Annotated in this window: 11 protein-coding genes; 5 read left to right on the forward strand and 6 right to left on the reverse strand. The window is 56.2% G+C overall.

Translation table 11 applies throughout. The annotated features are described in order from the left end of the window. Nucleotides 1–618: 618 nt before the first annotated feature. The 5 genes from AAME72_RS01275 to AAME72_RS01295 form a co-directional block, all read right to left on the reverse strand. Nucleotides 619–1,419 (reverse strand): hypothetical protein, encoded by an 801-nt coding sequence (locus AAME72_RS01275; protein WP_348788452.1) that lies wholly within the window; start codon nt 1,417–1,419, stop codon nt 619–621. Between the two features lie 23 nt (nt 1,420–1,442). Continuing rightward, nucleotides 1,443–2,168, reverse strand: coding sequence for an adenylate/guanylate cyclase domain-containing protein (locus tag AAME72_RS01280; protein WP_348788453.1), 726 nt, complete (start codon nt 2,166–2,168; stop codon nt 1,443–1,445). After that, entirely contained in the window at nt 2,169–2,639 is a 471-nt protein-coding gene (locus AAME72_RS01285) for a Pycsar system effector family protein (protein WP_348788454.1), read from the reverse strand. A gap of 104 nt (nt 2,640–2,743) precedes the next feature. After that, a complete protein-coding gene (locus AAME72_RS01290) occupies nt 2,744–4,126 on the reverse strand; it encodes a hypothetical protein (RefSeq protein ID WP_348788455.1) in 1,383 nt (460 codons plus the stop codon). A 1,279-nt stretch (nt 4,127–5,405) separates the two neighbouring features. Then, nucleotides 5,406–5,756 carry a DUF2958 domain-containing protein gene (locus tag AAME72_RS01295; RefSeq protein ID WP_348788456.1) on the reverse strand — a complete coding sequence of 117 codons (351 nt, stop codon included), beginning with the start codon at nt 5,754–5,756 and terminating at the stop codon, nt 5,406–5,408. Between the two features lie 148 nt (nt 5,757–5,904). Here AAME72_RS01295 and AAME72_RS01300 point away from each other — a divergent pair, with 148 nt between their 5' ends. From AAME72_RS01300 to AAME72_RS01320, 5 genes are all read left to right on the forward strand, one after another. After that, a complete protein-coding gene (locus AAME72_RS01300) occupies nt 5,905–8,022 on the forward strand; it encodes a hypothetical protein (RefSeq protein ID WP_348788457.1) in 2,118 nt (705 codons plus the stop codon). Nucleotides 8,023–8,195: 173 nt separating this feature from the next. After that, nucleotides 8,196–8,429 (forward strand): hypothetical protein, encoded by a 234-nt coding sequence (locus AAME72_RS01305; RefSeq protein ID WP_348788458.1) that lies wholly within the window; start codon nt 8,196–8,198, stop codon nt 8,427–8,429. Nucleotides 8,430–9,182: 753 nt separating this feature from the next. Then, nucleotides 9,183–10,250 (forward strand): hypothetical protein, encoded by a 1,068-nt coding sequence (locus AAME72_RS01310; RefSeq protein WP_348788459.1) that lies wholly within the window; start codon nt 9,183–9,185, stop codon nt 10,248–10,250. 147 nt (nt 10,251–10,397) lie between these two features. Next, nucleotides 10,398–10,895, forward strand: coding sequence for a hypothetical protein (locus AAME72_RS01315; RefSeq protein ID WP_348788460.1), 498 nt, complete (start codon nt 10,398–10,400; stop codon nt 10,893–10,895). Continuing rightward, nucleotides 10,892–11,260: a hypothetical protein gene (locus AAME72_RS01320; RefSeq protein ID WP_348788461.1), complete on the forward strand. Its 369-nt coding sequence runs from the start codon at nt 10,892–10,894 to the stop codon at nt 11,258–11,260. Before AAME72_RS01315 ends, AAME72_RS01320 begins: the two co-directional genes overlap by 4 nt. Before the next feature lie 272 nt (nt 11,261–11,532). Here the strand turns inward: AAME72_RS01320 and AAME72_RS01325 are convergent, their stop codons facing one another. Further along, nucleotides 11,533–12,288, reverse strand: coding sequence for a hypothetical protein (locus tag AAME72_RS01325; RefSeq protein WP_348788462.1), 756 nt, complete (start codon nt 12,286–12,288; stop codon nt 11,533–11,535). Nucleotides 12,289–12,480 lie beyond the last annotated feature (192 nt).

Genomic DNA, 12,480 nt, shown 5'->3' on the forward strand with positions numbered 1-12,480 from the left:
CGGCCATTCCTTGCAACTAGTCGGCGTCTCGAAGGAGCCGCTCATTTCCGACTCTATCGATCGCACGATAAGTCGACTCGCAAATGCCAGTCGGCAGGCAACGCTCGATAACTAAGTAGGCGCCCAGAAGTTCCTGCGTTCACAGTTGGAGGGTCAGGCATGGCATTCGTCAACGCCCGTCTAGACCTCTTGCCCAATCCGTACCAGCGCCATCGACATGCAAGCGATCAGACGTGACGCTTGTTGATTCAGGCGGCATTCGCCCACATCTATGTGGTCCACGAGGAAGTCGTCGGTGACCAGCTTCATACCCCGATGCGCGAGGTGCTCACGAGTCAGTCCGGATGGTCAATCGTCATGAAGGCCAACGATGCGAAGACGGTTACTGCTGGTGCCGTGTCGGAGGCTCGGTGCCACGCAGGAGTGCCAACAAGAATCTAGGCCGTCGATCTCGACGGCCCACTGAGCACTCTTATCAGCTCCCTGATTTCCGGCCGCAAGGAATGCGTTGGAAATTGCAGTAAGCCACAAAGGTGCCCCTGGAGGCAATGAGACTTTAGCACCCACCAGGCGAGCACGAGTGCTCTTCAGCGTCGTGCTCGACCTCCCCCAGGTCGCCTAGGCATCACCCGTGGGCGAGTCGAGGGCTTCACGACCAATTGGCTCCACGACCTCAGCTTTCGCCCACAGCTCGTCATAGTGCTGGAGAAGCGTTTGCGTGGAATCCTCACTCAGATGCACAACCACAGTGAGTTGACTGCCTCCAAGTGACGTGCCGACCATCAAACCGCTACCCGAAGAGGGCAGAACATATCGGTCGTGAAGCTCCTTGATTTCCTTGGGTAGCACCCGTAGCTCCGCATCCGAGCGACCGCCTAGGGCGATGGCGAGGTTGCGACGCCGATCAGTGACGGACACTCGTTTGCCGCCTTGGATGATGTATGTCTCCTTCGTGAGAACCCGCTTCACCTCTGGAAGCTTGAGGAGCGACGCAAACTCGGCTGGCGGTATGTACGGCTCGACTACAAGGGAGTCCTTACACTTGTCCACTTCCGCCAAAAGCTCCGCGTAGGTCACAGGGTCTTCGAGCCGACCGACGACCTCCAACGGTTTCGCCTCGACAGACTTTCGAGCAGATGGCAGCTCTTCCGTTGCGTCGCAGAATGCGACTCCTATCGGTGTGATGTGAACTTCTCTACCGACCACAATCACGAAGCCCGCATCGGTGAGGTACTGCACTATATTCACCTGCCGATTGAAGCCCCAGGCTTGCCCCAGATAGTCCATCACGCCCGCAGGCAGCGGCGTTGACGCATAGGCTTCGACCTCCGAGACCTTCGGCTTGATGCCCTGGGCATTCATCAGCCGTACGAAGAGAAGCCCACGCATCGCAGAGTCAGTCGTTAGAGCGGTCGCCATACGACGACTATGGCAGGGAATTGCTACGAGTATTGCTCGTTCGTCCACTCCTCGATGCCTGTCTGGATCACCTCACCGTGCCAGCATCCCCGACTCTGGTTCCACCGCAAAAGGCTCTTATTGTGCTCGTTGAGATTCGAGTAGAAAACGTCATCGACCATGAGCGTGTCGTCAAAGTAGGTCTTGTTCCCTTGTGCGGCGAGCTTTGCCGCTCGGTTCACCACGTCTCCCATGTAGACAACGTCGTTGATTCCGCTGCCTTCGTACCCCGCTTTTACCATCAAGGCTCGACCCCAAGCCATGCCAAGACCTACCTGGATGGTTGTGATTCCGCGATTGGAAAGCTCCTTATTGAGTATCTTCACCATCGAATTGGCGGTGAATGCTCGCTCGAAAACTCCATCTATGTCTCGCTGTAATGGGGTGTCATAGATCGCCCACACGCAGTCACCGACGATATTCACCTCCCTCACATCCACATCGCCGCAGAGAACAGCGACCATCTCACTTACGAATGCTCGGTATAGACGAGCGAGGACTGGTCGTTTGTGCTTCGCGGGGAGTTCGGACGACTTTCGAATGTCGATGAAAAGAGCGGAGCAGTTTGCGTAGAAGCCGTTCTTGAACGTTAGGGCGTCTCTTGGGGGAAGGCTGTCTCGCTCCTGATAGTCGATGTCGGACTGATTGAGTATCTGCCTGATGCGAGATGCTCCATCCACGAAGCTATAAGCCCGATACTTCGACTCCACTTACTCCCCCAAAACTCGAACCGCTGCCAGACCTACAAGAACGACTGCGGCTGCCAGGAACAGCCACGTCGAGAACATCGCGTACAGGTGCTTCTTCCACGCAATTCGACCCAAGATGATTAGTTGTCGGCTCAAGACGGGCACGGCACTGTCCCGCAATGCTTCCGACAAGTCCTCTGGCTTCCACCACCTCGTGTGACCGAAGTAGATGTAGTCATGCAGTGCCCGCCTTGAGGGGCGACCAGCGGTCACGCGTGGAGCGATCACCAGCACCGCGAGGGCAATCGCCACGAGCAAGAGGAGAACACCAGCCACGAAGGCGAGCACATCCCACCAGTGCGGTAGCGAGGCGAATACTCCGTCTTTGCCGCTCAGCGTCAGCACCACACCCAGCCCGACTCCTTGGAGGGCGAGCAAGATCGAAGCCTTGGTATCGACGCGAGCAATCCACTCAGCGTGGGCGTGATACACGTCCCACGCTCGCCTCTCGGCGGCAGCGTCATCGCGAATGGGTACATCACGCCTTCGTCGCATATGACGACTGTAGCGAGCCACCAATCGCTTACTCGGCTCGCCTACGCCGAAGCAGGAACGAAGTCGCCCTTCCAATCTATGTGGAGGTTGGAGTCCGCGAAGTAGCGGAGCAGCCGCTGGAATTGCCAACTCTCCCCGTAAGCCTTCACAAGCTGACCTGTCTCGTCCAAAAGGTTCAGGGCAAGGAGCCGCACCACTACGAGCGAGAGCCGCCCAATCACATACGTCTCCTGAGTCGGTGGCATCTCGCCACGGTCATAGTGCTTGATGGTGTTGTAGTTATCAGCGATTGCTTCAGCCAAACCCCACAGGGAATCCGCCGCTTCACTCCAGTCCAACCCCAGCGATTCCAGGCAACGGAAGATGTGCCGCGAAGTTGACTTCTTGCTGCCGTAGAGAGCTTCCTCGTCCTTAGAAGCGGGAAGCAGGTGACCGCCCGCTTCCAAGCTGAGGTTCGTGCTGATGACGATATCCTCAGCGAACGCCCCTGAGCGGCTCAGCACTCCAACGGTGGGGTCTATGACACGGCTCCACTCCTCGTACAAGGCAGCCCACCTAGTAAGAGCTGCTGGCTGGAGCTGCGGCAAGTAGGCAACGCCATCCCGCCGCAAAGCTGTGTGGTCGGGAACGGGCAAGGCGTAGTCACGGACTGTTCGGCGGCTAATCACCTCGTAGAAGAGAGGGAGGAGCGAGCCGTCAGGCATCACCACAGCGAACCTTTCATCCCTCACCTCGTGCTTACGCCAGGCGATTCCCGCACCGAGCATGAGAGTCAGCAAGGAACGCACCTTCCGTTGCTCCATCAGGTGGTTGATGAACGGGCGGGAAGTCGGGAACTCTGTCGTCAGCACGACCCACTCGTCAATGTGAAGACCGTTCCGCTTGCCGTCACCGTGCCAGTGAGTCGTAATCGTCATCTTGGCGTCGCCCTGCTGCCAGGTGAACTCATCGACAGATTCGACCTCAGCGGTAATCCGCTTGACACGACTCTGCTCGTCTACGTGCGTCTCTTGCTTGATTGCTTTGAATCCCGTCCACTCGGACAGTCCATCGAGAGTGGACTTGACCTCGGTCACGGTGAGCGGCTCTTGCAAATCCCCCATGCGATCACCGAGCACCGCCTCGTCAGGGCGGAACCTTCCCTGCGAGATATTGCCTGAAGTCCAGCCAGTGCTGCGGTTTCCGTACAGCGAAACCCGTCCACCAAGCGTCTCAAAGATGAGGTTCGCTGGGAGTGCCTCCCCGTCCACCCACTGCTCAATCGTCTCGAACTGCTTCGTGGGCAGATGAGGGAGATAGGGAAGCTCCACCTCAACGCCTCGCTCATCAAGCGTCAACGTGCCCACGACGTACGGAGTTTCCTCCACCCCGTCGATCACGAACCCGCTGAGGGTCTTACCTGGCTCCAACTTCTCTATGCTCACCAGTCACCAATCGTTGAGGTTCACGTTGGTAGTCATTCTGGAGCACCCCACCCGCGACCGCAGCAAGCAGCCCAAAAACACTTGCACAAATCACTTCACGCAATTCTGCCGATAAAGAAGTGAAAGCATCACACACATAGCTCTGGGAGGTATCCCTTAGCGACCGAACAACATGAGCCACATGGCACGGGCATGCAGCACCGTGTCTAACTCCTCCCCACTGGAGGAGGGAAGGCTAGTGCGACCGCCAAGAGGTGGGCAGGGCATCGTCCTGAACATGACCAAGCGGGTTTAGTAAGCCGACGAACGTAGCTAGAAAGTTCAACGAAGAACCGAAAATGCGGAAGCAGGAAGAGGCAGATTGGGAAGATACAGCCCATTGGTGCGAGAACAATGTTGACGCAATCAAGCCAGGCTTCGCAGCGTTTACGTTACATCCCAGTACTCCGAGCGGGGGAGAGCATTGTTCACAAAACTCCACCCTTGTGGTGGAGACCCCCAGCCCTGATGGATAAGTGCTTCAACGAAGCATAAGAGCGAGTAATACCCGACCGTTCCATACGACCCCTAAGCAAGGTCGTGCCCTGTGACGAAAATGATCCCCGATTTATGCCAGTTTTCCGAACAGGGGGGGTTAGAGCTATGGGCACTTACGGGGTAACGCACCGACAACTGAGAACACACAACCGCGAGCCGAACAGCTCGCCCTCCACAGCCACTCGCTTTGAAGTAAACCATCACCCACTGGAACACTGCTCCGCAGCATCCCAGTGACTGCCCCCCAAGGGGGTTCGATTGCTTCGCAATCAGGGTCAGAGCTGGTTACAACCACTGGGCTTGATTGAAGGTTTCGGGCAGCTGTACAAAGCACAGGTCTGTCTATCGCCAGCTCGTACCCTGCACATACAAGCCCTCTCACAAATTGAAATTAGTGGAGGGAGTTAGGAAATCAACAGCACAGCCTTCGTCTACAGCCCGTCGCACTGCCTTCGGGACAAGCCCTCGGCATTAGCTTGGTCTGTCGCCTCGTCTGTAGCTGTTGATTTCCTAACTCCCTCGTTTCTCGACATCCCGTTTCTCGATCCTCCGTTTCCTGACTTGAGCTTCGCTTCCTCGTTTCCCGACATGTAGCCCAACGACTCTCTCGTTTCTCAAGGTCATCGTTCGTTCGTTCAACTCCTATGACTTCCGCCGAACCTCCCTGTTTCTCGACAACACGCGAAGAGACCCTCGTCGGTTTACGTCAACGAGGGTCTCTTCGCGTGTTGGGGTGTGCAGGTCACTCACCCCAGTCCCAAGCTTCTGGAGGTAGAACCTCCCTAGCCGGCTTAGGCGTCCAGTACAGATCACGCTCAACAACCGCAATCGGATGAACGGCGATCTTCTCCAACTCATCCAACGAGAAGTAGCCCCACTCGTCACCTCCCTGTCGCAGCATCGCATAACCGAAAGCTAGCGACGCCTCGACGTCGATTTCCGCCACATACCAATCCATCCCGCCGATGAAGTAATGAGCGACCAGGAGCTTCTCTCCTGCCTTGACGTTCTCGGTGCTGTACAGCTTCGCCCACTCCGTTGCTTCCGTAGGTACAAAGTCGTAACCACGCCGCTCACGCTGAATCTCAATCACTTGCGTCCTCCGTTTGTCATGCCTTAGTTCGAACCTAGACAGCACCTCTGACGCTATGTACAAACTTCGTTTCTCCACTTGCTCCGCAAATGCCGATATAGAACGTGAGGCATGAAAACCGTTTTGCCTAACACCAAATGGAGACACAATGAAGAAACTACTTACAGTGCTCACAGCACTCGCGATGACCTTCGGAACGGTGGTCGTCACCGCCCCCGCCGCCGTTGCAGAAACAGCACCAACCGAAAGCACTACCCAGAACGCCGATGGTCTGTACACCTGCACGTGGAATGGAATCGTCCTTTCCACCTTGGCGAACACTTCCGCCAATTGCCAAGCTCAATACGCTGCCGCACAAGACAACCTCAGCAATCCGAACTGGAAGGCAAACCCAGGCTTAGGGTCGTCCGTCGCCTCTCAGAAGAACGCAGACGGAACCCTCCTAGAGCGATACAACGGCTTCACCATCTACGACAGCGTGCCTTCACATGCAGTAGGTTTCGCCACCATCACGGTGCTAGACAACATCCGAAATGCCGCCAATCAGAACAAAGAATTGAGCACCGTTGCGAACTTCGTCGCCCCCAACCTTCCAGACGCAAGCAAAGGGACTCCTGTTGCCCCAACGGTAGAGCCAGCCGCACCAGCCCCATCGCAGTCTGCACCTCAGCCGATGAAAGCCCCTCAGGTACGCGTTGCAGCTCCAGCGGCACAAGCCGCACCTGACGCAGCGAGCGAGACAAACAAGTACTGCTATACAGACGATGCCGCTGTAACCACGTGCGAGGCATACCCGACCGACGCATGGGGCAGCAAGACTGGAAGCAGCTTCCCCGCCGCATCACGCAAGATTCCCGTGGGAGGAAGCATCTTCGGAACCGTCCTTCTAGGCGGTGGAAACCAAGACTCTAAGCCTTCCTCCGTTGTTCCCGAAGGAACCGTGGTCAGTGGCGACACTTATGTTCAAGCGGACGGTAACACTGACCAAGCGAACATCCCGCTCACTTCAACAGTCCACCTCTCCCTCAGCCGCTCCACCGATTGGGCGAAGAGCGTCCGAGTCCTAGGGGTTGAGAGCCAGGTACAGCCAACAAGCACATGGAAGGACTACTCCACAAGTACAGAGCAAGTCGCAAACCCCGCCAACCCGTACCTTGGCAAAGACGCTGACGCAACCCGCATCCCCGTTGTAGCCCGAGGCACCTACGTACCAGCAAGCTTTACTGACGCCAACGGAGTCCTTGTCGCGGAGAACACCACACTCTCTAAGGATGTCCGCCTCGTGTTCCCATCAGCCACCTTCAAGTACACCACCACTGACGCCAACGGCTCCCACTTGAACGCATATGGCTATGAAGGAGTAATAACAATCTACGTTCAGGCACAAGCCGCCGACGGTAGTAGCTACATGATTGCACTTCACGAACTAGTCGAAGTTCACAGCGACTGGTACTACGACCTCTCCAAGTTCGCGGTACAGGAATCTGACTGCGAAAACGGAACCATTTGCGTCACCTCCAACGGATACGCATTGCAAGGCTTCAGCACCTCTACGCCAGTTGCCGCCGAACCAATCATCGCCAATGGGGGAAACACCAACGACGAGTGGCTTCAGAACACTTGCCAAGTGAAAGACGCCAAGAATGAGAACGGCAAAGTGAGTGCTTCCGTTGTCTTCACCGCTTCAGGTGCATACACGCCACTAGCTGGCAGCACAGGCTTACAGTTCGACCCGTCCGTATCCCCAGCTCGCTTTACGGAGAGCAACGGAACAGATACTAATAGCTACCTTTTCCACAGCTCTACCATTGGAGCAACCTATTCGGACGGGTCAGGCGAACCAGTCGCTATCGACTTATCAGGTTTCTCTAGCGAGGAGACCGCTACGCGAGCTGTCGCGGTGGACGGCGACAAGATAACCGCGACAAGCGAGCCACTCACTATCACCTTCCCGTACGACGGCTCTGTGTCCGACTTCACTGTTCAGGTAACCCTCGGCGGAGAGGGAGGAGACGAAACGGCAAGCTGTGCACTTGTCACGAAGGCAGTAGCCCCTCCAGTGACCCCCACGCCAACACCAACTGTCACCCCGACTCCAGCACAGTCGGAGACGCCAACTGCCGCTCCTACGCCAGCAGCAGCAACCCCTGAAGTTCTCGCTCACACAGGCTCTGACTTCAGCTATCTCTGGCTCGGCTTGGCGGTACTTCTAATGGGTTCTGGAATTGTGCTCGTCGTTTGGCGAGTAAAGCTAGCTCGTAAGTAAGTCCTTGCCTATGAAGATGCCCCCCGCAATCCACTCAGCGGGGGGCATCTTCATGCTGCGTCCGACTTTCTTCCCGCACGCTCAAGACAGGTTGCCTACACGAGTTTGGAGATAGCCCGCCGAAACCACCCCAAAGTGTGCATTCCGAGAAACGGGGTTGTTAGGGATGAACTATGAGGCAAAAGCTCAGCGAATCCTGGAGAACCGCAATGACTACCAATGGACGCATCGGAACCAATGCAATTACAAGTGTGAACGCCGCCACTAAAGAGGAGGAAGCGGTGTATCAGGAAGTCCGCGATTTCCTGGAATCGCTCTTTCCTGAACGTACGGAGCTGGAGACACACGAGATTTCTAGCCAGATGGCTCGCATTATCCGAGAGGCTCGAAGCGATCAACGCTTCTAGCGTCCCACCTACGGTGCACCTCCCAATGGTGTGCACCGTGAATCACTCAACAAGATTGGAACAACTATGCACATCACAGTCGAACAGGGGCACCGCATCGCACACCGTCTCCAGGAGAACATCCCTGGGCGGGTCGACTTCGTAACAGACCTACACGCTGAGACCCCAGATAGTTTCCGAATAGGCGGTTGGTTCCTTGAACCGAGTAATGCCAGTGCCGCTCATCTGCTCTTAGCGGCGGTTCAGATTCTGACCGAGGACGGCGTGACGTTTGATCCGTTCTTCCTTGCGGATTGCCTCACCACCCAAGGACAAGGTTCAGTTTTGTACTTCGCAGGAGTCCCGCTCTCCGAACCAAGCCACTGACCGAGAGCGACCGTCAGCCTTTTCAAGTGCGTACTGATTGTTGCTCATCTGTCTTTACTGGGCGGGAAGAAAGTCATACATCCGCACCAGTTCAACGATGCCGCATTTACTCGTCAGCCAGAGCTTGCAATCTCAGATAGCCCACCACTATCTTCAAAGCGATCCGCGGGCAGCACAGGCGATCACCGACACGTGCCAGACCCGCCTCCCCGAGAAGAGGAGCTCTTCTTCTCCTGGTCTATTAGCAGCAGAGGCTAATGACCCCATAGACGAGAACCCCACCGCATACCCGAGGCGGTGGGGTTCTCTTTCGTTTCTCAACATTTCTCGAAACTGCCGATATTACTAGTAGCCCTTCAGATTGGAGGCACACCAAGGAGAACCACAATGTCCCAAAACCATCAACAAGCGAAGCGTCACCGCATCGCACAAATCGCCCTAGTAGTCTTCGGCATTCTCATTGCCCTAGTAGCAGTCGTTGCTCTAGTGCTCCCAAAACCAACTACAACTGGCACAACATCAGCGTCCAGCCCAACACCAACGTCCAGCCCGAAGAGCACCTCACCATCGCAACCAGCTTCATGCCCTACAGTGCTCACTTCCGAGCAGGTCGCGGCATTCAACCCTAACTACCAGCCCGTAGAGCAGCCCGCCCGTCCAGTCGGTAGCCCAGCAGCCGCCCTTGACCGCGGAGGGCTTTACTGTCAATGGAAGAACCCCATCGGTGGAGACGCACTCGGTGTTTCAGTGGTTCACCTCTCCCCGAGCCAGGTGCTCAAGTACGAGAACGAAGCCAACAGCAACTCGCAGAAGGTCGTGAACTACGGCAACCCTTCCATCGTCACTGGGTTCTTCAACCAATCCGAGAACGTTGGTGAAGCTCAGTTCTTCACGCACGGTTACTGGGTCACTCTGACAAGTAGCACATTTGTGAACGCCAGCGATGCCTCACAACTCGCATATGCCATTCAGCAAAACCTCAACGAATCTAATACTTCCTCGTCAACGACCATTATTGCCTACGCAGGCGGAGCTTCAGGTCAGCTTGACGGTGACAGGATTACAAACATTGAGAACGTTACGCCCGTGAACTCCGCGAGCTTCGCGACCATCCACGATGCCAAATGGCTAAACGTCTGCTTCCACGGCGTGAGCCAAGGTGACGCAACCGCTGTCCGTCTTCTTACCTCGTCTCAGTTAGAGGCACACATGGACAACGGTACATCTGGGTACGGCTGCTACATCGTCCAGCTCGATGACCAGACCGCCCAGGCACTAAGTGACTCACTTGCCCACGAACCGTCATGGGGGGACGACGACAAAGGCTACTCGTACACCGTCGAGCACCCTTTGTACCTCATCGAGTTCAACGGGAAGTTCTACCTCTCCACTGAGGACGCTCGTTCAGCCCAAAGAAGCATCACCCAAGTGACCAGTTTCCACTGGCAGCCATAAAACCAAGCACCACGCCCTGTGCCCCCTTTCATCGAGAGGGGGCACTCGTGCTTACGCCTGCTGCTTCACGAATGTGCACGTCAAGAAACGCGAGCCGATAGATATCACGTAGAGGCTCAACCAGCCCTGATATCTGGAGAACTAGCAATGACAATTCACATCAAGCCACCACAGCGAAAGTGGGAACTTTCCCGAGGCACATACTTCTCATTCGATTCGGCACAGACCCGCCCCAACGTCCGACCCATCTACTTCAGTTCAAACCAAGGTCACCCGAATCCTCAAGTCCGCCCCGTCTACGGAGTCGAAAACGACAGGCTCTTGGTAGCACGAACAGAAGGGCACGTGTACAACGGGCGACGAGAACTCGACGGCTACACGTACTTCGACAGACTGCCCACGGGGAATAGGGCGGTTTTCCAGCCTTACCACTTTGCCCTCGACGGCAACTACAACTTCGCCAACAACAAGGTCTTCTTCCTGCTTCGGGATGGACTTGCGTACTGGCTAACCGAACAACAAGCCGTTCGCTACCTCAAAGGTGAGTCGCTCACCATCAGCGGTAGCAAGAAGAAAATCCAACTTGACGACGCACAGGCAGAGCTGACCCTCTTCGACGGCATAGATGGAGACTGGGAATTATGAGCTATCGCGACATGGACGCTGAAGGTCTCCTTCAAACCCTCGCCCTCGGCATAAGCGGTGAGGCTGGGGCTGACCGCCACGCCGAACTTCAGGACGCCGCCAAACGGCTCGTGCCCGCAGCAGAGTCGCTGCTGCGGGAGCTAGCAGACACTGTTCACAGACGAACGGTTGGTCTGGTTGTGCTCGCGTCTTCGAGCAACCTCGCCCTCCGAGGTGGTGCATCACGCCGCATCAAGCAAGCGGAGCTGGATGGCTACCTCCGCGACTATCACCCAGAGCTTCTTGATTTGCCGCTCACGTATGTCACGAAAGCTCTCGTGACTGAAAGTGCCGATATAGGAGCCAAATCGAAAGGAACCGAATGAACACACCAGCAATGCCAGTACTAGAGGACACTCCCTCCTGCCCGACTCCCCCTCCCGCAACTTTCCGCAGGTGGGCGAAGAGCAAGGACTTTACGCTCAAGCTCTTTACTGCGTTAGACCCAAACGCCCCACGTGACGCGTTGGTACTGCTCACCGCCGATGCTGACCACAGCATTGCAGTTGCGGCGAGCCAGACACTTGCCGCATTTCCCCCTCAATAACGCAACTGACCCCCACTGAATTGAGTTCAGCGGGGGTCAGTTGGATGACGCCTATTCAAGAGTCGGCAGCCCATGCTTGGCTCGTACCTCCAGAATGCGAGCAGTCCAGAATGCAGCAACGTCTTCCTGCTCCACGTTGTTCTCTCGTTCCATCCTGCTCATATGGTCGTATACAGCGTCAGCCTTCTTCGCCGCTACATGTCCTCGAATCGCCGCTGGGTCTTGGTTGAACGCAAGAGCATGTAAGTAGTCACTCTCACTTATGTAGGGTTTCTTACCTAGTGCCTCGCCAGAACGCTTGTCGTACGTCTCGGCTTCACCGAATAGTGCCCGCTCGTCGTAGAGCCGCTGTTTGGTCTCTGCGTCAACGTTGATGGTTCGGGAAACCCTGAGGTGGTCTCCACTCTGCCTGTCTACATTCGTCTCAGAGGCTGGGCGTCCCATAGTTCCTCCGCCGACCTTCCTACGCCTGTGCTCGGCAGTCTGGTTCGTGAATTGAGGTAAGCGGATACTGGCATCCCTGAACCACTCGGCAACGGACTTTCCCTCCGCCTTGGCACGGTCTTCTATTTCCTGCCACTCGCTAGCCGTGAATGCCGCACTAGCTGTTTCCCTTACACGTTTCTTAGCTGCGTATGCTCGCTGTGCCTTCTCTTGAGCCTTACGTTGCTCTAGTTGCTCGTGCTGAGCTATGGCATTGTCCAGTGCCTGGAGCTTCTTCTGCTCTCTTTCTATCCCCCGCTTGGCGACTTCCTTCTCTCGATTGTTCAGGGCGGTGAACTCTTGTTTGTTCTCTGCTTCATGCAATCGGCGGCTCCATGTCTCCAGCCGTTCTTTGGCTCCTGCTCGCTTGTCTCGCAGTGCCTTACCTGTCGAACATCTTCGTCCGCCCTCAGCGATTGAGTAACACATCTCGTACCTTCCTGACGGGTCAAACTGTTCAACCTGTCAGGAGTGATATCGGCAGATTCATCCCGCACGAATCGGACGGATACGACC

This window comes from Leifsonia sp. NPDC080035 (assembly GCF_040050925.1).
Lineage (GTDB): Bacteria > Actinomycetota > Actinomycetes > Actinomycetales > Microbacteriaceae > Leifsonia.